The sequence below is a fragment of the Tepidimonas aquatica genome (assembly GCF_007556585.1).
Lineage (GTDB): Bacteria > Pseudomonadota > Gammaproteobacteria > Burkholderiales > Burkholderiaceae_C > Tepidimonas > Tepidimonas aquatica.
Genome location: NZ_VJNA01000002.1, coordinates 89,343 through 109,736, shown reverse-complemented (window position 1 = coordinate 109,736; position 20,394 = coordinate 89,343). Strand labels below are relative to the sequence as shown.

Below are 20,394 nucleotides of genomic sequence, written 5' to 3'. Positions count from 1 at the left end.
CGGCTGCACGGTCACGCCAACCCCACCAAGCCGACGACACCATGCCCGCCATCGCCCCCCGCGGCTCGACGCGCCGCGCCATCACCGAGATCAACATGGTGCCCTTCATCGACGTGATGCTGGTGCTGTTGATTATTTTTATGGTGACGGCACCGCTGATCGTGCCCGGGCAGGTGGAGCTGCCCAGCGTCGGGCAGGCGGCGCGTCAGCCGGAGCGCTTTGTGCACGTGACGGTGGCGCGCGACGGCGCGCTGCGGGTGCGTGACGGCGCCCAGGGCGGCGAAGGTGAGCCGGTGGCGCTGCGCGAGTTGGCCGCGCGCGTGCGCGCGCTGCAAGGCGACGCGGCGGCCAACACGCCGGTCATCATCAGCGCCGACAAGCGCACCACTTACGAGCAGGTGATGCAGGTGATGGACACGCTGCAGCGCGCCGGCGTGGCGCGCGTGGGGCTGGCGGTGCGGCACGATGGCGCGGGTGGGCGCTGAAACTTGGCGTGCGCCGCCGGATCACACCGTGCGCCTGACGATGCAAGCCACCGCCGACGACCTGGACCTGACGCCGCCGCCGCCACGCGCCGACCTGCGCGCGTGGGCGCTGGCGCTGCTGGCGCACGCGGCGCTGGTGGCTGCGCTGGCTTGGGGCATTGGCTGGCAGCGCGACACCCCGGCGGTGGCCAGCGCCGAGCTGTGGGCCAGTGTGCCACGGGTGGCCGCGCCGCGCGCGGTGGAACCCGAACCGCCGGCGCCGCCAGTGCGCGCGCCCGACACCCCCCGCCCCGCCCCGGCGCAGGCGGAGCCTGTGGCGCCGCGCGCCGCGGACATTGCGGTGCAGCGCCAGCGTGAGGAGCGTCGCCGCGAGCAACAGGCGCAGCGCGAACGGGAGCAACGCGAGCGCGAGGCACGCGACAAGGCCGAGCGCGAACGCCTGGCGCGCGAGCAAGCGGCCCAGCGCAAGGCCGCCCAGGAACGCGCCGAGCGCGAAGCACGTGCCCGGGCCGAGCGCGAACGCGAAGCGCGCGAACGAGCGCTGGCCGCGCAGGCCGAGGCCGAGCGCCAGCGTAACCTGCAGCGCATGCTGGGCCAGGCCGGTGCCACGGGCGGCCCGCAAGCGCGCGGCAGCGATGTGCAAGATGCGGCCCCATCGGCCAGCTACGCCGGCAAGCTGGTGGCGCACATCCGGCCCAACATCATCTTTGCCGACACGGTGCCGGGCAACCCCCGCGCCGAGGTGGAAGTGCGCACGCTGCCCGACGGCACGATCCTGAGCAGCCGGCTGCTCAAAAGCAGCGGCCACCGCGCCTGGGACGAGGCGGTGCTGCGTGCCATCGAGCGCACCGCGCGGCTGCCGCGCGACGAGCACGGCCGCGTGCCGCCCACGCTGATCCTGGGCTTTCGGCCCAACGAGTGAGCGTTGCTCGACCGATGCTCGACTCCCCGCGGCTTAGGGGCACCACGGATCCAGCACCTGCAAGTCGGGATGTTGGAAATCCTTGAGGTTGCGGGTCACCAACGTCATGCCGTGGGCGATGGCCGTGGCCGCCAGCAGGCTGTCGATCGCCGGCAACGGGCGACCAGCCTGCGCCATCAGACGTCCCCACCGGTCAGCCACCAGGGCATCGACCGCAACAATGCGCCCCGCGAAAAAGGCGGGCAGTTCAACCTCCAACCAGTCGAGCAGGCGTTGCTTGCGTGGTCCCTGCGCCAAGCCTTCGATCCCCTTGCGCAGCTCGCCCAACGTCAAAACCGACAGGTACAGCGCGGTGGCAGGCCGATCGGCGATCCAACGCACCACCTGGGCGTTAGGCTCACGTCGGCGCAGTTCCGACAGGACGTTGGTGTCAATCAGGTAGCTCAAAGGGCCACCTCGCGGGTGGGGCTGGTGTCGCGGGTCAGGTCAACGTCGTCACAGCCCAACAGGGGCGAACGCTGCATGAATTCGACCAGCGACTGACCCGCACCCGTAAGCCGTTCGTATTCGTCACGGGACAGCACCACAGCCACCTCGCGACCGTGCCAGGTGATGGCCTGAGGCCCCAACCGCTGTGAGTCGCGCACCAGCTGCGACAGGTGGGTCTTGGCTTGTTGGATCGGCCAGGTTCGCATGGCACCTCCCGAATATTCAACCGGTCTGGTTGAAATTATACGACTCCTCGTACACCACCTCGGCCTGGCCCTCGTAGGCCACGGCACGCCAGGCGGCCAACGCGTCGTCGCTGGGGTAGAAGTGCGCGCGCTCGTCCAGCACCAGGTCGGCGCGCGCGCGGGGCAGCAGGCGCCGCACGCGCACGCCCAGGCCGCGGGCGAACTCGCCTTCGTCGGTGACGATGCGCTGCGGCGGGTGCGCGGCGACGATGGCGCCGATGTCGGGCAGCTGCGCGCCACCGAGCGCCACGCGCAGGTGCTTGCCAAAGCGGCAGCGCGCCGCGGGCAGGTCCCACACCTGCTGCACCCGCAGCCGCAGCCCGCCGGAAAAGCGGTCCGGCTGCGCGGTGACCTGCGCGACGATGAGCTCGTCGTCGCGCAGCAGCGTGCGCTGCGCCAGCCACAGCGACTCGTCGGCGCTGGCTTCGAGCACGGCGGTTTTGTCGTCCAGCGTGAAGATGGCCACCTTGCCGCGCTGGCCGTTGACCACCCGCAGCCCACCGACGATGCCGGCGACGATGAAGGGCTCGCGGCTGTCTTGCACGTCGGCCAAGCGCACGCGCGCAAAGCGGCGCACCTCGGCTTCGGCGGCGTCGAACAGGTGGCCGGAAAGGTAGTAGCCGATGGCGGTTTTTTCGTGCGCCAGCCGCTCCTTGACGCTCCACGGTTCGGCGGCCACCAGCGGCGGTTCGGCGTCGGAGGCGTCGGGGTTGGCCCCGCCCAGCAGGTCGAACAGCCCGCCCTGCGCGGCGTTGGCCTCTTGCGTGGCGGCCCACTCGAAGGCCTGGTCCAGGGAAGCCAGCAACGCCGCGCGGTTGGGTTCGATGGTGTCGAACGCGCCGGCCTTGATCAGCGCTTCGACCGTGCGTTTGTTGACCTTGCCGCGGTCGACCCGGGCGCAAAAGTCGTACAGGCTGCGAAACGGCCCGCGGTGGCTGGCGCGCACGCCGGCGCCGTGGCCCTCGCGCGCGGCGACGATGGCCTCGATGGCCTGCTGGCCGGTGCCCTTGATGGCGCCCAGGCCGTAGCGGATGCGCGTGTCGCCGACCGGCTCGAAGCGGTAGGTGCCGCGGTTGATGTCGGGCAGCTCGAACTCGATGCCAAAGGTGCGCGCGTCGTCGACGAGCACCTTGAGCTTGTCGGTGTCGTCGATTTCGATGGTCATGTTGGCGCAGAAAAACGCCGCCGTGTGGTGCACCTTCAGCCACGCGGTGTAGTACGCCAGCAGCGAGTAGGCGGCGGCGTGCGACTTGTTGAAGCCGTAGCCGGCAAACTTCTCCATCAGGTCGAAGATTTCGTCGGCCTTGGCCTGGTCGATGCCGTTGTTGGCCGCGCCCTCGCGGAAGATGGCGCGGTGCTTGGCCATTTCCTCGGGCTTTTTCTTGCCCATGGCGCGGCGCAGCAAGTCGGCGCCGCCCAGCGTGTAGCCGCCCAGCACCTGCGCCACCTGCATCACCTGCTCTTGGTAGACCATGATGCCGTAGGTTTCGGCCAGCACCGGCTCGACCAGCGGGTGGGGGTACTCCACGGGCTCGCGCCCGTGTTTGCGCGCCACGAAGCTCGGGATCAGGTCCATCGGACCCGGGCGGTACAGGGCGTTGAGCGCGATCAGGTCTTCCAGCCGGGTGGGCTTGGCGTCGCGCAGCATGGCTTGCATGCCGCGGCTTTCGAACTGGAACACGGCCTCGGTGCGGCCCTGCTGGAACAGCTCGTAGGTAGCGGGGTCGTCCAGCGGAATGCGCTCGAAGCTGAAGTCGTGCAGCTCGGGGTGACGCTGGACGATGTAAGCCTTGGCCAGCTCCAGGATCGTCAGCGTGGCCAGGCCGAGAAAGTCGAACTTGACCAGGCCCACCGCCTCGACGTCGTCCTTGTCGTACTGGCTGACCGCGGCGTCGCTGCCGGGCTGCTGGTACAGCGGACAAAAGTCGGTCAGCTTGCCCGGCGCGATGAGCACCCCACCGGCGTGCATGCCGACGTTGCGGGTCAGGCCTTCGAGCTTTTGCGCCAGTTCGATGAGCTGGCGCACCTCCTCCTCCTGCCGCACACGCTCGGCCAGCAGCGGCTCCAACTCCAGCGCGTAGTTGTTCTTGTCGCCTTCCTTTTTGGGGTTGGGGGGGTATTGCAGCGTGACGCTCATGCCCGGCTTGTTGGGCACGAGCTTGGAGATGCCGTCACAAAATCCGTACGGAAAGTCCAGCACACGGCCAACATCGCGGATGGCGGCGCGCGCGGCCATGGTGCCGAAAGTGGCGATTTGGCTGACCGCGTCGCGGCCGTACTTGGCTTTGACGTACTCGATGACGCGGTCGCGGTTTTCCTGGCAAAAGTCGATGTCGAAGTCGGGCATCGACACCCGCTCGGGGTTGAGGAAGCGCTCGAACAGCAGGTTGTAGCGCAGGGGGTCCAGGTCGGTGATCTTGAGCGCGTAGGCCACCAGCGAGCCGGCGCCGGAGCCACGCCCCGGCCCGACCGGGCAGCCGTTGTTCTTGGCCCACTGGATGAAATCTGACACGATCAGGAAGTAGCCCGGAAAGCCCATCTTGACGATGGTGTCGAGCTCGAACGCCAGCCGCTGCTCGTAACGCGGACGCTGGCGTTGGCGCTCGGCCTCGTCGGGGTACAGCAGGCGCAGCCGTTCGTCCAGGCCCTGCTGGGCCACGTGGCGAAAGTACGCCTCGGTGTCGAGCTGCTGACCGTTGACCGGTGGGATGGGAAAGTCCGGCAAGCGCGGTTTGCCCAGCGTCAGCGTGAGATTGCAGCGCTGCGCGATGCCGACGGCATTGGCCAGCGCCGAGGGCACGTCGGCAAACAGTGCCGTCATTTCGGCGCTGGACTTGAAATACTGCTCGCGCGTGAAGCGACGCACGCGTTTGGGGTTGGCCAGGATCTCGCCCTCGGCGATGCACACGCGCGCTTCGTGCGCTTCGTAGTCGTCCGGCGCCAAAAACTGGATGGGGTGCGTGGCCACCACCGGCAGGCCCAGCCGCGCGGCCAGCGGCACCGCCGCCTGCACGTGGCGTTCGTCGTCGGGGCGGCCGGCGCGTTGCAGCTCGATGTAAAAACGCCGCTCGAACGTCTGGGCCAACTGGCGCGCCAAGGCCTCGGCACGGGCGGCATCGCCGACCAGCAAGGCCTGCCCCAGCGGGCCGGCGGCGGCGCCACTGAGCAGGATCAAGCCCTCGTGCAGCTCCTGCAACCACGGCCAGTGCACCCAGGCCTGTTCGCGCACGACACCGCGCGTCCACGCGCGCGCCAGCAGCTCGCACAGGTTGAGGTACCCGCGGTGGTTGTGCACCAGCAGCAGCACGCGCGGCGGCTGGCTCGATGGCGACAGCGCCGCGCCGGGGTCGTGCCCGCCCAGGCCAGTGAGGTTGACTTCCGCGCCCAGGATGGGCTTGAGGCCGGCGCTGCGGGCGGCCTTGTAAAACTTGATGCCGCCAAACAGGTTGTTGAGGTCGGTGATGGCCAGCGCGGGCTGCCCGTCGTCGGCAGCCCGCGCCACCGCGTCATCGACGCGGGTGGTGCCATCGACGATGGAAAACTCGGTGTGCAGGCGCAGGTGGACAAACATGCGGCCGCATTGTAGGAGGCCGCCGCCCTCCACCTGCCACTGGCGTCAGCGCGCCCAGCGGGCCGCCACTTCGGCGATGCGCTGGCCAAAGCGGCGCGCCGTCTCCAGGTCGCCGGGCAGCATTTCGGCCGGGCTGGCGTCCGACGGCGTGCTGGCCATGGCCCCAGCGCTGGAGCCGACGTAGTTGACGTCGTTGCGTTGCGCCGCCTTGGTGTTGGACGGCAGCATGCCGGTGCCCACCCACACGCCACCGTGCTGCATGGCCAGCGTGAACAGGTAGTGCAAGGTGGACAGCTTGTCGCCGTTCATCGTGGCGCTGTTGGTAAAGCCCGCAAAGAGCTTGTCTTTCCAGGTCTGCGCAAACCAGCGCTTGCTGGACGCGTCGGCAAATTTTTTGAACTGCCAGCTCACGCTGCCCATGTAGGTGGGGCTGCCCATGACGATGGCGTCAGCGGCGTCGAGCTCCTCCCAAGCGCCTTCGGGCAGGTTGCCGTCGGCGTCGATGGCGATGAGGCGCGCGCCAGCGCCTTCAGCCACGGCTTGCGCCATGCGTTGGGTGTGGCCGTAGCCGGAGTGGTAAACAACAACGATGTTGGGCATGGTGAATCCTCCTGTAGGGGATGGGTTGGGGTTGACAAACAACGAACCAAGCGCCGGGCGCGCTACGCCGGCGCCAGATCGAACAGCAACACTTCGGCTGCTTGGGCATCGCTCAGGGTCAGCAGCGGCTCGTCGTGGGCCAGCGCCGCGTCACCCGCGGCCAAAGGCACGCCATTGACGGCCAGCCGCCCACGCACGACGTGCACGTAGCCCAGCCGCCCCGGCGCCAGCGCGTGCTGGGCGGTGTCAGCACCGTCGAGCCGCGCGGCGTACAAGGCCGCGTCCGCGTGGATGCGCAACGGCGCGGCCTCGGGGTGATCCACCGGCAGCGCCACCGGCGCCAGCCGCCCACGGCCGGCGGTGGTGTCCATCGGCGCCTGGCTGTAGCTCGGCGCAATGCCGCGCACGCGCGGCAGGATCCAGATTTGCAGCAGGTGCACGGGCTGCGCGCCGTGGTTCATTTCGCTGTGCATGACGCCGCGGCCGGCGCTCATGTGCTGCACCTCGCCAGCGCGCAGCGTAGCGGTGTGGCCCATGCTGTCGCGGTGCGTCAGCTCGCCCGCCAGCATGTAGGTGATGATTTCCATGTCGCGGTGGCCGTGCATGCCAAAGCCGGTGCCCGGCGCCACGATATCCTCGTTGATGACGCGCAGGTTGCCCCAGCCCATGTGGCGCGGGTCGTAGTAATCCGCAAACGAAAACGAATGCCAGGTGCGCAGCCAGCCGTGGTCGGCATGGCCACGCTCGGCCGCAGGGCGCAGGGTCAGCATGGCGGTGGTCCTTCGGCAGCGAGCTGCAAGCAGCGACGATGACCACACTGTAGACAAAGCGCCAGCGTCCGTGGTGCAATGGCATCGGTGTCAACCTTCAAACTTTTTGAATGAGCATCCCCCAAGACCCCATCCCGAAGCCCGCGCTGGGCCCGCAAGACATGGCGCTGCTGGCCGCGGTGCAGCGCCACGGCAGCTTGGCCGCGGCGGCGCGTGCGCTGGGGCTGGTGCCCAGCGCCCTGACCTACCGCGTGCGCCGTATGGAAGAGGCGCTGGACGTGCTGCTGCTGGACCGCCACGGCGGGCGGGCACGCCCCACCCCGGCGTGCGAAGAGTTGCTGCGCGCCGGCACCGAGCTGCTGCAGCAGTGGGAGGCGCTGGCACAGCGCGTGCGCCGCATCGCCACCGGGTGGGAAGCCGAGCTGACCATCGCCGCCGACGCCGTCATCGACCCGCGCACGCTGCTGGAGCTGTGCGAGCGCTTTGTCGCGCTGGGCGCCCCGACACGGCTGCGGCTGCGCAGCGAAACGCTGTCGGGCACGTTGCAAGCCTTGCTGGCCGGCCACGCCGACTTGGCGCTGGGCGTGCTGCTGGACGGTCCCGTGCCCGGCGGGGTGGGCTGCGCGCCGCTGGGCGAGGTGGCGTTCGTCTTTGTGGTGGCGCCGCACCACCCGTTGGCCCGCGCCAGCGCGCCGCTGACACCGCAACAGATCCGCGCCCACCGCATCGTCGCCGTGGCCGACAGTGGCGCCGGCGGCGGCCTGACCTACGGCGTGCAACCCGGGCAGGACGTGCTGACGGTGCCGACGTTGGAGTGGAAGCTGCAGGCCCAACTGCGCGGCCTAGGCTGCGGCTGGTTGCCCCAGCCGATGGTCCAGCCGTACGTGGACAGCGGCCGCTTGGTCGCCTGCGCCACCACGCTGCCACCGCGCCAGGCGCGCACCGGCTACGCGTGGCGCCTGGGCGCAGCCAACCCCCACCCGGCACCCCCAGGGCGTGCGCTGGCGTGGTGGCTGCAACAACTGGCCGACGAGCGCACCCGCGCAGCGCTGCTGCGCTGCCGGCCCAACGCCATGCTCTGGTAGATTGGTGGCTGACGCAACCTTGCCGAGCCACCGATGCCACGCCACGCCACGCCCCTTGCGCACGTTGCCCGCCCGCGCCGCGCACGTGCTACGCCAAGCGCGCCTGTACTGCCGCCGGGCGCGCCCCGCCACGTGGCGGTGGTCGGTGCCGGGATGGCCGGCATCACCGCCGCGCGCACGCTGGCGCGCGCCGGCTGGCACGTGACGCTGCTGGACAAAGGCCACCAACCCGGCGGACGCATGGCGACGCGGACCACCGAGGCCGGGGCCTTCGACCACGGCGCGCAGTTCTTTACCGTGCGCGACGCCCGGCTGCACACCGCGCTGCAGGCCACCCAAGCGCCGGTGGCAGCGTGGCAGGCCGACTTTGCGCGCGTGCTGGACGCGGGCGGCCAACCGCTGGCGCTGCCCGCCCCGCCGACCGAAACGCGCTGGCTACCCACCCCTGGCATGCAAGCGCTGCCGGGGCGGTGGGTGGAGCAACTGCTGGTCGACCATGCCACCGCCCGGTTGCACACCCGCACCCGCGTGCAGGCCCTGCGGCACCAGGCCGGCCCATGGTGGTTGCAGGCGCAGCCCGACGACGCCACCACCCCCACAACGCTGGGGCCGTTCGATGCGGTGGTGTTGGCCGTGCCGGCGCCGCAGGCCGTGGCACTGCTGCAGGCCAGCGCCGTGGCGGCCGATTGGTGCGCGCGCCTGCAGGCGGAGGTGCACCTGGCCCCCTGCTGGACGCTGCTGGCGGCGTTTGCCCACAGCGACGGTCCGCTAGGGCCCACCTGGGATGCCGCGCGCTGCCAACACCCGCGCGTGGCGTGGGCGGCGCGCGAAACCAGCAAGCCCGGCCGCCACGGCTGCGAGCGCTGGGTCGTGCAGGCCAGCCCGGCGTGGTCGGCCGAGCACCTGGACGACGACGCCGAGCGCGTTGCCGCCAAGCTGCTGCGTGGCCTGGCCGACGTCACCGGCCTGCGCGCCGAGCCCACGCTGGCCGTGGCGCACCGCTGGCGCTACGCCCAAACCCAACGCCCGCTGGGTGAACCGTACCTGTGGGACAAGGCGCAACGCCTGGGGCTATGCGGCGACTGGTGCCTGGGGCACCGGGTGGAACAGGCGTTTGTATCCGGGCTGGAGCTGGCGCTGGCGATGCTGGAGGGCTGATGGCCACCGCGGCGTCGCGCCGACCGTACCGCGGGCGCTTTGCCCCCTCGCCAACGGGGTTGCTGCACGCGGGCTCGCTGGTGGCCGCGCTGGCCAGTTGGCTGGATGCGCGCGCCCACGGCGGCGTGTGGCTGGTGCGCATCGAGGATGTGGACACCCCGCGCTGCATGGCCGGCGCGGACATGGCCATCCTGCAGCAACTGGCGCGCTGCGGCCTGCAGCCGGACGAGCCGGTGACGTGGCAGTCGCAGCGCGGCCATCTCTACCAGGACGCGCTGGACCGCCTGGTGCGCGCCGGTTGGGCCTACCCGTGCGCGTGCACCCGGGCCGACATCGAAGCCGCCTGGGCCGCGCACGGCATGGTACGGCAGCGGCACACGGCGCTGCCCTACCCCGGCACCTGCCGGCCGGAGCGCGGTGGCCTGCGTGGGCGCCCCGCGCGGGCGTGGCGGTTGCACGTCGGGCGGGTGGCGGCCAGCCTGGGGCTGCCGGTGCCGCTGCCGTGGGTGGACCGCCGCCTAGGGCCGCAGCTGCAGGACGTGGAGAGCACGGTGGGCGACTTCGTGCTCAAACGCGCCGACGGCCTGTGGGCCTACCAACTCGCGGTGGTGGTGGACGACGCCGCGCAGGGCATCACCGACATCGTGCGCGGCGAGGATCTGGCCGACAACACGCCGCGGCAAATCGTGCTGCAACACGCGCTGGGCGTGCCCACGCCGCGCTACCTGCACACCACGCTGGTGCGGGGAGCCAACGGCGAAAAGCTGTCGAAGCAAAACGGCGCGCAGCCGCTGGACCTGCGCCACCCGCTGGCGGCCCTGGCCGCCGCAGCCGAGGCGCTGGCCTTGCCCCCCGCACCCCCCAACACCGACCTGCCCCAGGCGCTGCAGCACTGGACGCACGCGTGGCGCAGCCGCTGGACCGCCGCGTGACCCGGCGGCAGCGCCGTGCCACGCCCGGCCCTGCCTACAATCGCGGCCAATGACTGCAGCAACCCCTACCCCAGCGCCCACCGCTGCCTGCCCGCCCGAGGCAGCGGCTCCAGCGGCCCACGCGGTGCCCAACGTACCTTACCCCAAAACGGTGCGCAGCTTTGTGCGCCGCGCCGGCCGCACCACCAGCGGCCAAGCCAAGGCCTTGGCCGAGCTGGGGCCGCGCTTCATGCTGCCGTACACCGCGCAGCCGCTGGATGCGCAAGCCGTCTTTGGCCGCCGCGCGCCGCTGGTGCTCGAAATCGGCTTTGGCATGGGGGAGACCACGGCCCACATCGCGCACCACCGCTCCGAGGTGGACTTCATCGGCTGCGAGGTGCACGAGCCCGGCGTGGGCGCGCTGCTCAAGCGCATCGGCGAGCTGGGCTTGACCAACATCCGCATCATCCAGCACGACGCCGTGGAGGTGTTGCAGCAGATGCTGACGCCAGCGTCGCTGGACGGCGTGCATATTTTCTTTCCGGACCCGTGGCACAAAAAGCGCCACCACAAGCGGCGCCTGATCCAGCCGCCTTTTGTGGCGCTGCTGGCCAGCCGCTTGCGGCCCGGCGGCTACGTGCACTGCGCCACCGACTGGCAGCCCTACGCCGAGCAGATGCTGCAGGTGCTGAGCGCCGAGCCGCTGCTGGCCAACACCAGCACCGACCCGGCGTTGGGCGGCTACGCCCCCCGGCCCGCGTACCGGCCGTTGACGAAGTTCGAGCAGCGTGGGCTGCGGCTGGGGCACGGTGTGTGGGACCTGGTGTTTGTGCGCCGCCATGGATGAGGCCGCGCTGTGGCAGGAGCTGGCCGCGCTGGCCGAGCGCGCGGTGGGCCTGTCGGACCCCAACCCGCGCGTGGCGTGCCGGCTGGTGCTGGCCGACGGACGCACCTTCGACGGCCACACCCAGGCCGCCGGCCAGGCGCACGCCGAGGTGATGGCACTGCGCGCCGCGCAGGCCGCCGGCGCCGACGTGCGCGGCGCCACCGCCTACGTGACGCTGGAGCCATGCAGCCACCACGGCCGCACCCCGCCTTGCTGCGACGCGCTGATCTCCGCCGGGGTGGCGCGCGTGGTGGTGGCGGCCATCGACCCCAACCCCCGCGTGGCCGGCCAAGGCGTGGCCCGGTTGCGCGCGGCCGGTGTGGCCGTGGAGGTGCTGCAGCCCGAGCTCCCGGCTGCGGTGGCCACGCGCGAGCTCAACATCGGCTTTTGGAGCCGCATGGTGCGCCAGCGACCCTGGGTGCGAATGAAAGTGGCGGCGTCGCTGGACGGCACCACCGCGCTGCCGGGCGGCGTCAGCCAGTGGATCACCGGCGAAGCGGCGCGCGCCGACGGGCACGCTTGGCGGCGCCGCGCCGGGGCGCTGCTCACGGGCATCGGCACCGTGCGCAGCGACGACCCACGGCTGGACGTGCGGCTGGTGCCGACGGCGCGCCAACCGCTGCGCGTGGTGCTGGACTCGGCGCTGGACATCGAGCCCACCGCCCGCATCCTGCAGCCCCCGGGTGAGGTCCTGGTCTACACCGCGTTGGGCGCGCAAGCCACGCCCGCGCAGACCGCGCGGCGCGCGGCGCTGGCGGCGCTGGGCGTGACGGTGATCGACCGCCCCGGCCCGCCGAAGGTGCCCGGCGGCGCGCCGAAGGTGGACTTGGCGGCGGTGCTGGACGACCTGGCCGGGCGCGAAGTCAACGAACTGCACCTGGAGGCCGGTGCCAAGCTCAATGCCTCGTGGTGGCGCGCGGGCCTGGTGGACGAGCTGCTGCTGTACCTGGCGCCGCGCCTGCTGGGCCAGGGTGAGCCCATCGCCGCGCTGGGGCCGCTGGCGCGGCTGGAAGACGGCTGGCCACTGCAGTTCGTGTCGGTGCAGCCGCTCGGCGGCGACCTGCGCATTCTGGCCCGCGTGCCGGGCCGCGCGCCCCTTTGACGGCCCTGCCGCGCATGGCCCGCCCGCCCAAACCGCCGGCCCTCGCCCCGCGCGACGGCGTCAGCCCCAGCTGCCTGGCGCTGCCACGGTTGCGCCAGTGCCCGTGGCCGACGCTGCTGGATTGCCTGGCCGAGCGGCTGCCGCGCGTGCCGCGCGAGGTCTGGCTGGCGCGCCTGCGCGCTGGCCTGGTGCTCGACGAGCACGGCCACCCGCTAGACGAACACACCCCCTACCTGCACGGACAGCGCATCTACTACTGGCGCGACGTGCCCGACGAGCCGCCGATCCCGTTCGAGGCCACGGTGCTGTGGCACGACGAACACCTGCTGGTGGTGGACAAGCCGCACTTTTTGCCGGTCACGCCGGGCGGTCGCCACGTACGCGAGACGCTGCTGGTGCGCCTGAAGCGCACGCTGAACCTGCCCGAGTTGAGCCCCGTGCACCGCATCGACCGCGAAACGGCGGGGCTGGTGGTGCTGAGCGTGCGCGCCGCCGAACGCGACGCGTACCAGCGGCTGTTTCGCCAGCGGCGCGTCGACAAGGTGTACGAGGCCATCGCCCCCTGGCGCGACGGCCTGGACTGGCCGCTGCGGCGTGTCAGCCACCTGCGCGAGGACGAGGAGGCTTTTTTCCGCATGCGCGAGGCCGCGCCCGACGAGGGGCTGGCGCCCAACAGCGAAACCTGGATCGAGCCGCTGCAGCGGCTGGGTCCGCGCGGCGAGCTGGCGCGCTACCGCCTGCGGCCCGTGACCGGCAAGCGCCACCAGTTGCGCGTGCACATGGCGGCGCTGGGCCTGCCGATCGTTGGTGACCCGCTGTACCCGACGGTGCGGCTGGGGCCGCACGACCTGCCAGACCACCGCCACCCGCTGCAACTGCTGGCCCAGGCCATCGCCTTCGACGACCCGATCACCGGCCAGCGCCGCACGTTTGTCAGCCAGCAGCGGCTCGACTACTGTCCTTGACCGAGCGCGTAGCCGCGCTCACCGTCGAAGGTGCAGAGGTTTTCCGTTTTGATGACATCGACGCCGCCCGCGGTGAGCGCCTGCAACAACCCCACGATGTCGGCGTGCGTGACGGCTTGCCCCTGCGGCGCGACGAAGCGGCAGCGCCAGTGGTCGGTGCAAAACGTCTCTGGAAACCCCGCGGGCCAGACCTTGACGCCACGGTTGGTGATCATCTGCAGCGCCAGCGACGGCGTGGCCAGGGCGCACAGCTGCCCGGCCAACGCATCGGGGTTGACGTCGGCGGCATGCACGAACACGTCCACCCCCACCAGCGTTTTGACGGCCGGGGCGCGGCGCTGAACCTTGACCTGGATCGCCGCCGTGGGCGCGGCCCCTCTGGCGTCGGCCTGCGTGTAGCGCACCGCGGCGAGCTGCTCGGGGCGCTGGCCCAGCCGCTCGATCACGGCATCGGCAAAGTCCATGCTGCCAAACGGCCGCCCGATGCTGAGCGAGCCGTGCAGCTCGGCCGTGTGCACGCCGTCTTCGATTGTGCGCAGCCAGGCGTTGTGGACGGTTTCGGCCACCGCCGGCTGGCCGATGTGCACCAACATCATCACCGCCGCCAGCAGCAAGCCGGAGGGGTTGGCGATACCCTTGCCGGCGATGTCCGGCGCGCTGCCGTGGATGGCCTCGAACATCGCCACGTGATCACCGATGTTGGCGCTGGGCGCCAAGCCCACCGAGCCGGTCAGCTCCGCGGCGATGTCCGACAGGATGTCGCCGTAGAGGTTGGGCGTGACGATGACGTCGAAGCGCTCCGGTCGCGTGGCCAGCCGCGCCGCGCCGATGTCGATGATCAGATGCTCGGTCTCGATCTCCGGGTACTGCGGCGCGATCTCGTCGAAGACGCGATGGAACAACCCATCGGTCATCTTCATGATGTTGTCTTTGGTCATGCAGGTGACCTTCTTGCGACCGTGGCGGCGCGCGTACTCGAACGCGTAGCGCACGATCTTTTCACAGCCCGGGCGGGTGATCAGCTTGAGGCACTGGTACACCTCGTCGGTCTGGCGGTGCTCGATGCCGGCGTAGAGGTCTTCCTCGTTTTCGCGCACGATGACCAGGTTCATCTGCGGGTGCAGCGTGCGCACGAACGGCGCGTAGCTGACGCACGGGCGCACGTTGGCGTACAGGCCCAGCGTCTTGCGGATGGTGACGTTGAGGCTTTTGAAGCCGCCGCCCTGCGGCGTGGTGATCGGGGCCTTGAGAAACACCTTGGTGCGCCGCAGGCTGTCCCACGCCTCGGGCGCGATGCCGGAGCTGTGCCCGGCCAGGTACTGCTGCTGGCCAATCTCGATGAACTCCGGCGCGATGCGCGCGCCCGCCGCCTGCAGCACGCGCAGCGTGGCGTCCATGATCTCGGGGCCGATGCCGTCGCCGCGGGCGACGGTGATGGGGGTGAGTTCGCTCATCTTCGAACCATGTCGGGGTTGACGATGGGCGCAGTGTGGCCGATCATGTCATCGACTTCAAATCATCATTTATGATCGTTTACATCGTACTTTGCCAATGAATAAGATCCGTCCGCCGCGCGTCACCTTTCATCAGCTTCGCACGCTGGAGGCGGTGGTTCGGTTGGGCTCCATCACGCGGGCCGCGGCCGAGCTGCACCTGACACAGCCCACCGTGTCGGCGCAAATCCACGAGCTGCAAAGCGCGCTGGACACCGCCCTGGTCGAGCCGGTGGGGCGCGGCATCCGCCCCACCGAGGCCGCGCAACTGCTGCGCGCCACGGCGCTGGACATGTTCGCGCGCTGGCAGCGCTTCGAAGAGGATCTGCAGGCGCTGCACGGTCTGGAGCGCGGGCGGCTGCGCATCGCAGGCGTGACGACGACCGAATACTTCATCGCGCGCTGGCTGCGCCGCTACACCGACAGCCACCCCGGCATCGACATCGAGCTGGCGGTGGACAACCGCGACGCCGTGGTGCGCCGCCTGCAGCAGGACGACATCGAGCTGGCCGTGATGATGATGCCACCGGACAACCTGCCGCTGCACCGGGTGCCGCTGATGCGCAACCCCCTGGTGCTGATCGGCCCGGCGGGCCACCCGTGGGCCGGCGCGCACCGCGTGGCGCGCACCGCCCTCAACGGGCAAGCGCTGCTGATGCGCGAGCCCGGCTCGGGCACGCGGCTGGCCACCGAAGCCTACCTGCACACGCACGGGCTGACCCCCACGGTGCGCGCCACGCTGGGCAGCAACGAGGCGATCAAGCACGCGGTGGCCGCTGGGCTGGGGTTGGCGGTGGTGTCACGCCACGCGCTGGCGGCCGACCCGGCGCACGACGGCGTGGCGCTGTTGCCGGTGGTGGGCTTCCCGATCGAGCGGCGCTGGCTGCTCGTGTGGCGCAGCGACCGGCGCCTGTCGCTGGCCGCCCAGCGCTTCGTGGAGCACGTGCGCGCCCACCCGCCGGACGAGCCGGACACTGCCGCCGCGGCGGGCGCCTGAGGCGCCCCTCACACCCGCTGGGCGACCCAGTCGCGCACGCTGGCCAGCGCAGTCGGCAGGCGGGCGGCGTCGGTGCCGCCGGCCATCGCCAGGTCGGGCTTGCCGCCGCCCTTGCCGCCCACCTGCTGCGCCACGGCGCCGACCAGCTCGCCGGCCTTGAGCCCCTGCGCCACCAGATCGGGCGTCACCCCCGCGCACAGCTGCACCTTGGCGCCCTCCACGCTGGCCAGCACCACCACGGCGCGCTTGAGGCGGGCTTTGAGCTTGTCCACCGCTTCGCGCAGGGTCTTGGCGTCGGCGCCGTCGAGCCGCGCGGCCAGCACCTGCACGTCGCCCACCGCCACGGCCTGAGCGGCCAACCCATCGGCTTGCGCGGTGGCCAACCGCGCCTTGAGCGCGTCGAGGTCTTTTTCCAGCTCGCGCACGCGCTGCTGGGTCTGCTCGATGCGCGCCACCAGCTCCTCCGCCGGGGCCTTGAGCACGCCCGCGGCCGCCTGCACCTGCTGCTCCAGCCGCTGCAGGTACGCCAGCGCCCCGGTGCCGGTGACGGCTTCGACGCGCCGGATGCCGGCCGCCACGCCGCCTTCGGCGACGATCTTGAACAGCCCGATGTCGCCGGTGCGCGCCACGTGGGTGCCGCCGCACAGCTCGCGGCTGGAGCCGATGTCCAGCACGCGCACGGTGTCGCCGTACTTTTCGCCAAACAACATCATCGCACCGGCTGCGCGGGCCTCGTCCAGCGGCATCACGCGCGCCTGCGTCGGGGTGTTGGCCAGGATTTCGGCGTTGACCTTGGCTTCGATCGCCTGCACCTGCTGCGGCGTCAGCGGGGCGTTGTGCGAGAAGTCAAAGCGCGTGCGCTCGTCGTCCACGAGCGAGCCTTTTTGCTGCACGTGTTCCCCCAGCACCTCGCGCAAGGCCTTGTGCATCAGGTGGGTGGCCGAGTGGTTGCGCATCGTGGCGGCGCGGCGCGCGCCATCGACCTGGGCCGTGACGTGGTCGCCCACCGCGATGACGCCTTCGGCCACCACGCCATGGTGGCCGTGCACGTGGGCTTTGATTTTTTGCGTGTCGTGCACCTCAAAGCGCGCCGAGCCGGCTTGCAGCACCCCACGATCGCCGACCTGGCCACCGCTTTCGGCGTAAAACGGCGTCTCGTCCAGCACGACGATGCCGGTCTGCCCGGCCTTGAGCTCAGCCACCGGCGTGCCCTCGTGGTACAGCGCCACCACCTTGGCCTGGGCCTGCAGGTGCTCGTAGCCCACGAAGCGGTTGTCCGGCCCGCCGTAGTCGAGCACGCGCTCCATCTTGAACTTGCCGGCGGCGCGCGCCTGCTCCTTTTGCCGCTGCATCGCCACCTCGAAGCCGGCCACATCCACCGCGACGCCGCGCTCGCGGCAAACGTCGTTGGTCAGGTCCAACGGAAAGCCGTAGGTGTCGTGCAGCTTGAACGCCACCTCGCCCGGCAACGTGGTCTGGCCGCCGGCCAGCGCGGCGTCCAGAATCTCCATGCCGTGTTCCAGCGTTTCGTAAAAGCGCTCCTCTTCGGCCTTGAGCACCTCGGTCACGCGCTCGGCGTTGGCGGCCAGGTGGGGGTACGCCAGGCCCATCTGGGCCACCAGGTCCGGCACCAGCCGGTGGAAAAACGGCGCCTTGCGCCCAAGCTTGTAGCCGTGGCGGATGGCCCGGCGGATGATGCGCCGCTGCACGTAGCCGCGGCCTTCGTTGCTGGGGATGACGCCGTCGGCCACCATAAAGGCGGTGGCACGGATGTGGTCGGCGATGACGCGCAGGCTGGGGCTGGCCAGGTCGGTGGCGCCGGTTTCGCGCGCCGCCGCGGCAATCAAGGCCCGGAACAGGTCGATGTCGTAGTTGCTGTGCACGCCCTGCAAAATGGCGGCGATACGCTCCAGCCCCATGCCCGTGTCCACGCAAGGCGCCGGCAACGGCCGCACCGAGCCGTCGGGCTGCATGTCGAACTGCATGAACACGTTGTTCCAGATCTCGATGTAGCGGTCGCCGTCGGCGTCGGGGCTACCCGGTGGGCCGCCAGGCACCTCGGGGCCGTGGTCGTAGAAGATCTCCGAGCACGGGCCGCAGGGGCCGGTGTCGGCCATCATCCAAAAGTTGTCCGACTGGTATTTGCCGCCCTTGTTGTCGCCGATGCGCACCACGCGCTCGCTGGGCAGGCCGATCTCCTTGGTCCAGATGTCGTAGGCCTCGTCGTCCTCGTGGTACACGGTGGCCCACAGCCGCTCGGGCGGCAGCTTGAACACCTCGGTCAACAGCTCCCAGGCCCACTTCAGGCTCTCGCGCTTGAAGTAGTCGCCAAACGACCAGTTGCCCAGCATCTCGAAAAACGTGTGGTGGCGCGCCGTGTAACCGACGTTTTCGAGGTCGTTGTGCTTGCCACCGGCGCGCAGGCAGGCCTGCACCGAGGCCGCGCGCACGTAGGGGCGCTTGTCGGTGCCCAGGAACACGTCCTTGAACTGCACCATGCCCGAGTTGGTGAACATCAACGTCGGGTCGTTGGCCGGCACCAGCGGGCTGGAGGGCACCACCGTGTGCCCGCGCTGGGCAAAGAAGTCCAAAAATGTGCGCCGGATGTCGGCCACGGAAAACGTCGGGCGGTCGGCGGCTTGGGTCATGTTGCGCTCGGGCTCCAGGGTCTGACTGGCAAAAGCTACCATTTTACGGTCGGGGCGGCGGCACCCGCGTTATGCTCGCCCCCATGCGTTTGAACCTGATCTACGCCCGCGCGGCCAACGGGGTCATCGGCTGCACCCGCGATGGGCAGCCTGCCACGGGCCTTTACGACGGCTCAAACGCGCATCCCAAGCGCTGGGCCAGCCCATGCAGCCGACGATCCAGTGTCCACAGGCTGGCCTGCGGCGTGATCGTCGTGCAGGCCAGCAGCATCATATCCACCAGGCCGCAGCCAAGACCGTAAAGACGGTGGCGCTCGACCATCGACAAGACCTCAGCCAAACTCGCCTGCCGAGCTTGCTTGAGCCACTGCAGGTCTGCCAGCGTGCGCGCGCGATCCGGCGGCGTGCCGCACGCGATCTCGGCGACGATCCACGGGTGCACCAGCACGCGGTCTTGCGACAGCAGTTCGACCAACGTTGGGTTGCGCGCCCGGAAATGCGCCACCCACACCGACGTGTCGACCAGCACAGACGTCATGACGTCGCCGGGACGCGGTCACGGGGAATATCGGGCATGTCCGGCGCCGAACCGCCCAACTCCGCCAGCCGTCTGCCCACTTGGATGCGGACAAAGGTTTTGAGCGCTTCCCGGAACAACTCGGCCTTGTCCATCGTGGGGTCAGCCACCTCCAGCGCCCGTTCGTACAGTGCGTCGTCGATGGTCACCGTTGTGCGCATAGCGAACCCTCCGTCCGTGCAGCCTGATGCGCGACAGCATCAACACCGATGGTCGATTGTAGGCCTTGGCATCCGCGTTATGCTCGCCGCCATGCGTTTGAACCTGATCTACGCCCGCGCGGCCAACGGCGTCATCGGCTGCACCCGCGACGGCCGACCCGCCATGCCCTGGCACCTGCCGGAGGATTTGGCGCACTTCCGCCGCCTCACACACGGCTGCCCGGTCATCATGGGCCGCACGACGTGGACGTCGCTGCCGCCGCGCGTTCGCCCGCTGCCCGGACGCGTCAACCTGGTGCTGACGCGCGACGCAGCGCGCGCGGCGGAACTGGCCGCCGCCGGGGCGGTGCCGGTGGAAAGCCTGGAGGCGGCGCTGGCCCACTGCCGCACGCTGCGCGATGAGCGCGGCCTGCCCCCGGCCGAAGTGTGGGTGATCGGCGGCGCGCAGGTGTACGCCCAGGCCGAGCCGCTGGCGCAGCGCGCCGTGGTCACCGAAATCGGTCACACGTTCGACGGCGACGCCTACGCGCCAACCCTGGGGTCCGCGTGGCGCGAGACGGCGCGTGAAGCGCACGTCAGCGCCGAGGGACTGCCGTTTGCCTTCGTCACTTACGAGCGGATGGGACCGGGCTGCTGATCACGCCTTGGGCGGCGGGCGCAGGTAGCGCTCGTCCGACCAAGTGGCCAGCCACTGCGGCGCAAAGGCGACGAACACGGCAGCCACCAGGCCGGTCAGGAAGGCGTCGCCCCAGGCCATCAGCCAGCGTGCCACCAGCGCTTCGTGCAGCGTGACGCCGCCCATCAGGTGGTGGATGCCTTCGTAGAGCGCGCCGGAGGCGAACAACGCCACGGCGGTGCCCAAAAAGCCGCGTCCGAGCGTGTAGATGAACACGTTGGGAGGCAACCAGCGCCGCAGCGCCCAGCCGATGGCCAGCGCCAGCGTCGCCGGCACCAACCCGACCCACACCCATTGCGACAGCACGGCCTGCAGCGGCGCCTGCCCAAGCAGCCACACCAGCGCCGCCACGCCCAGCAAAACCGGCACGGCCAGCGGCCAGCCCAGCATCAGCACCAGCAGGCTGGCCCCGGAGAACTGCACCGCCATGCCGGCGGGCAATTTTTGCGGTAGCAGCCACAGCCACGGCAACACCGCCAGCGCCGCCAACGTCGGCGACAACAGCGGCCCGCGCAGCATCCGCCACGGCCGCACGGCCAGCGCGGCGGCCACGGCCAGCACGGTCAAGGCAAGCTCCAGCACCATCACGGCACCCTACTCTACCGGCACCGAGCCCCAAGGCGCTTGCGATGAATCAAGGCCGCACCCCGCTC

General features: G+C 70.6%; 20 protein-coding genes. 10 read left to right on the top strand and 10 right to left on the bottom strand.

The window, feature by feature from the left end; translation table 11 throughout:
* The first annotated feature begins 41 nt into the window (after nt 1-41).
* Nucleotides 42-485 carry an ExbD/TolR family protein gene (locus Taqua_RS01330; RefSeq protein ID WP_144324245.1) on the top strand — a complete coding sequence of 148 codons (444 nt, stop codon included), beginning with the start codon at nt 42-44 and terminating at the stop codon, nt 483-485.
* The gene (gene tolA / locus Taqua_RS01325; protein WP_342780890.1) at nt 475-1,407 is read left to right on the top strand and encodes a cell envelope integrity protein TolA; all 933 of its coding nucleotides are present in this window, start codon (nt 475-477) and stop codon (nt 1,405-1,407) included. Before Taqua_RS01330 ends, tolA begins: the two co-directional genes overlap by 11 nt.
* A 33-nt stretch (nt 1,408-1,440) precedes the next feature.
* On the opposite strand, the gene Taqua_RS01320 is transcribed toward tolA, so the two are convergent.
* The 5 genes from Taqua_RS01320 to Taqua_RS01300 form a co-directional block, all read right to left on the bottom strand.
* On the bottom strand, nt 1,441-1,854 hold the full coding sequence (locus Taqua_RS01320) for a type II toxin-antitoxin system VapC family toxin (protein WP_144324244.1): 414 nt from the start codon (nt 1,852-1,854) through the stop codon (nt 1,441-1,443).
* Nucleotides 1,851-2,102, bottom strand: a complete 252-nt coding sequence (locus tag Taqua_RS01315; protein ID WP_144324243.1) for a type II toxin-antitoxin system Phd/YefM family antitoxin — start codon at nt 2,100-2,102, stop codon at nt 1,851-1,853. The genes Taqua_RS01320 and Taqua_RS01315 overlap by 4 nt, the downstream gene beginning before the upstream one ends.
* A 16-nt stretch (nt 2,103-2,118) precedes the next feature.
* The gene (gene dnaE, locus Taqua_RS01310) at nt 2,119-5,712 is read right to left on the bottom strand and encodes a DNA polymerase III subunit alpha (protein ID WP_144324242.1); all 3,594 of its coding nucleotides are present in this window, start codon (nt 5,710-5,712) and stop codon (nt 2,119-2,121) included.
* 45 nt (nt 5,713-5,757) lie between these two features.
* On the bottom strand, nt 5,758-6,312 hold the full coding sequence (locus Taqua_RS01305; protein ID WP_132963406.1) for a flavodoxin family protein: 555 nt from the start codon (nt 6,310-6,312) through the stop codon (nt 5,758-5,760).
* 62 nt (nt 6,313-6,374) lie between these two features.
* The gene (locus Taqua_RS01300; protein WP_144324241.1) at nt 6,375-7,082 is read right to left on the bottom strand and encodes a pirin family protein; all 708 of its coding nucleotides are present in this window, start codon (nt 7,080-7,082) and stop codon (nt 6,375-6,377) included.
* Nucleotides 7,083-7,192: 110 nt separating this feature from the next.
* Here Taqua_RS01300 and Taqua_RS01295 point away from each other — a divergent pair, with 110 nt between their 5' ends.
* From Taqua_RS01295 to Taqua_RS01270, 6 genes are read left to right on the top strand one after another with little or no spacing between them, the layout of a single operon-like run.
* Nucleotides 7,193-8,167, top strand: a complete 975-nt coding sequence (locus Taqua_RS01295) for a LysR family transcriptional regulator (protein WP_144324240.1) — start codon at nt 7,193-7,195, stop codon at nt 8,165-8,167.
* Nucleotides 8,168-8,200: 33 nt separating this feature from the next.
* Complete coding sequence (locus Taqua_RS01290; protein WP_144324239.1) at nt 8,201-9,325, top strand: FAD-dependent oxidoreductase; 1,125 nt, start codon at nt 8,201-8,203, stop codon at nt 9,323-9,325.
* On the top strand, nt 9,325-10,257 hold the full coding sequence (gluQRS, locus tag Taqua_RS01285; protein WP_144324238.1) for a tRNA glutamyl-Q(34) synthetase GluQRS: 933 nt from the start codon (nt 9,325-9,327) through the stop codon (nt 10,255-10,257). Before Taqua_RS01290 ends, gluQRS begins: the two co-directional genes overlap by 1 nt.
* A gap of 49 nt (nt 10,258-10,306) precedes the next feature.
* Complete coding sequence (trmB, locus tag Taqua_RS01280; protein ID WP_144324237.1) at nt 10,307-11,083, top strand: tRNA (guanosine(46)-N7)-methyltransferase TrmB; 777 nt, start codon at nt 10,307-10,309, stop codon at nt 11,081-11,083.
* Nucleotides 11,076-12,224, top strand: a complete 1,149-nt coding sequence (gene ribD, locus Taqua_RS01275) for a bifunctional diaminohydroxyphosphoribosylaminopyrimidine deaminase/5-amino-6-(5-phosphoribosylamino)uracil reductase RibD (protein ID WP_144324236.1) — start codon at nt 11,076-11,078, stop codon at nt 12,222-12,224. Before trmB ends, ribD begins: the two co-directional genes overlap by 8 nt.
* A 14-nt stretch (nt 12,225-12,238) precedes the next feature.
* On the top strand, nt 12,239-13,189 hold the full coding sequence (locus Taqua_RS01270; RefSeq protein WP_144324235.1) for a pseudouridine synthase: 951 nt from the start codon (nt 12,239-12,241) through the stop codon (nt 13,187-13,189).
* Here the strand turns inward: Taqua_RS01270 and Taqua_RS01265 are convergent.
* Nucleotides 13,177-14,643, bottom strand: coding sequence for an NADP-dependent isocitrate dehydrogenase (locus Taqua_RS01265; protein ID WP_144324234.1), 1,467 nt, complete (start codon nt 14,641-14,643; stop codon nt 13,177-13,179). The genes Taqua_RS01270 and Taqua_RS01265 overlap by 13 nt on opposite strands.
* Before the next feature lie 97 nt (nt 14,644-14,740).
* Between Taqua_RS01265 and Taqua_RS01260 the strand changes: the two genes are divergently transcribed.
* Nucleotides 14,741-15,679, top strand: a complete 939-nt coding sequence (locus Taqua_RS01260) for a LysR family transcriptional regulator (protein WP_144324233.1) — start codon at nt 14,741-14,743, stop codon at nt 15,677-15,679.
* Nucleotides 15,680-15,687: 8 nt separating this feature from the next.
* On the opposite strand, the gene alaS is transcribed toward Taqua_RS01260, so the two are convergent.
* The 3 genes from alaS to Taqua_RS01245 all read right to left on the bottom strand — a co-directional run bounded on the left by alaS (nt 15,688) and on the right by Taqua_RS01245 (nt 19,065).
* Entirely contained in the window at nt 15,688-18,327 is a 2,640-nt protein-coding gene (gene alaS, locus Taqua_RS01255) for an alanine--tRNA ligase (protein WP_144324232.1), read from the bottom strand.
* 163 nt (nt 18,328-18,490) lie between these two features.
* Complete coding sequence (locus tag Taqua_RS01250) at nt 18,491-18,865, bottom strand: type II toxin-antitoxin system VapC family toxin (protein WP_144324231.1); 375 nt, start codon at nt 18,863-18,865, stop codon at nt 18,491-18,493.
* The gene (locus Taqua_RS01245; RefSeq protein WP_144324230.1) at nt 18,862-19,065 is read right to left on the bottom strand and encodes a type II toxin-antitoxin system VapB family antitoxin; all 204 of its coding nucleotides are present in this window, start codon (nt 19,063-19,065) and stop codon (nt 18,862-18,864) included. Before Taqua_RS01245 ends, Taqua_RS01250 begins: the two co-directional genes overlap by 4 nt.
* Before the next feature lie 91 nt (nt 19,066-19,156).
* Between Taqua_RS01245 and Taqua_RS01240 the strand changes: the two genes are divergently transcribed.
* Entirely contained in the window at nt 19,157-19,702 is a 546-nt protein-coding gene (locus Taqua_RS01240) for a dihydrofolate reductase (RefSeq protein WP_144324229.1), read from the top strand.
* Here Taqua_RS01240 and Taqua_RS01235 read toward each other — a convergent pair whose 3' ends face one another.
* Nucleotides 19,703-20,326: a hypothetical protein gene (locus tag Taqua_RS01235; RefSeq protein WP_144324228.1), complete on the bottom strand. Its 624-nt coding sequence runs from the start codon at nt 20,324-20,326 to the stop codon at nt 19,703-19,705.
* Nucleotides 20,327-20,394 lie beyond the last annotated feature (68 nt).

Coding starts and splice junctions, on each gene's coding strand:
- Taqua_RS01330 (WP_144324245.1), top strand. CDS start 42: ATGCCCGCCATCGCCCCCCGCGGCTCGACGCGCCGCGCCATCACCGAG.
- Taqua_RS01315 (WP_144324243.1), bottom strand. CDS start 2,102: ATGCGAACCTGGCCGATCCAACAAGCCAAGACCCACCTGTCGCAGCTG.
- dnaE (WP_144324242.1), bottom strand. CDS start 5,712: ATGTTTGTCCACCTGCGCCTGCACACCGAGTTTTCCATCGTCGATGGC.
- Taqua_RS01305 (WP_132963406.1), bottom strand. CDS start 6,312: ATGCCCAACATCGTTGTTGTTTACCACTCCGGCTACGGCCACACCCAA.
- Taqua_RS01300 (WP_144324241.1), bottom strand. CDS start 7,082: ATGCTGACCCTGCGCCCTGCGGCCGAGCGTGGCCATGCCGACCACGGC.
- Taqua_RS01295 (WP_144324240.1), top strand. CDS start 7,193: ATGAGCATCCCCCAAGACCCCATCCCGAAGCCCGCGCTGGGCCCGCAA.
- Taqua_RS01290 (WP_144324239.1), top strand. CDS start 8,201: ATGCCACGCCACGCCACGCCCCTTGCGCACGTTGCCCGCCCGCGCCGC.
- gluQRS (WP_144324238.1), top strand. CDS start 9,325: ATGGCCACCGCGGCGTCGCGCCGACCGTACCGCGGGCGCTTTGCCCCC.
- trmB (WP_144324237.1), top strand. CDS start 10,307: ATGACTGCAGCAACCCCTACCCCAGCGCCCACCGCTGCCTGCCCGCCC.
- ribD (WP_144324236.1), top strand. CDS start 11,076: ATGGATGAGGCCGCGCTGTGGCAGGAGCTGGCCGCGCTGGCCGAGCGC.
- Taqua_RS01270 (WP_144324235.1), top strand. CDS start 12,239: ATGGCCCGCCCGCCCAAACCGCCGGCCCTCGCCCCGCGCGACGGCGTC.
- Taqua_RS01265 (WP_144324234.1), bottom strand. CDS start 14,643: ATGAGCGAACTCACCCCCATCACCGTCGCCCGCGGCGACGGCATCGGC.
- Taqua_RS01260 (WP_144324233.1), top strand. CDS start 14,741: ATGAATAAGATCCGTCCGCCGCGCGTCACCTTTCATCAGCTTCGCACG.
- alaS (WP_144324232.1), bottom strand. CDS start 18,327: ATGACCCAAGCCGCCGACCGCCCGACGTTTTCCGTGGCCGACATCCGG.
- Taqua_RS01250 (WP_144324231.1), bottom strand. CDS start 18,865: ATGACGTCTGTGCTGGTCGACACGTCGGTGTGGGTGGCGCATTTCCGG.
- Taqua_RS01245 (WP_144324230.1), bottom strand. CDS start 19,065: ATGCGCACAACGGTGACCATCGACGACGCACTGTACGAACGGGCGCTG.
- Taqua_RS01240 (WP_144324229.1), top strand. CDS start 19,157: ATGCGTTTGAACCTGATCTACGCCCGCGCGGCCAACGGCGTCATCGGC.
- Taqua_RS01235 (WP_144324228.1), bottom strand. CDS start 20,326: ATGGTGCTGGAGCTTGCCTTGACCGTGCTGGCCGTGGCCGCCGCGCTG.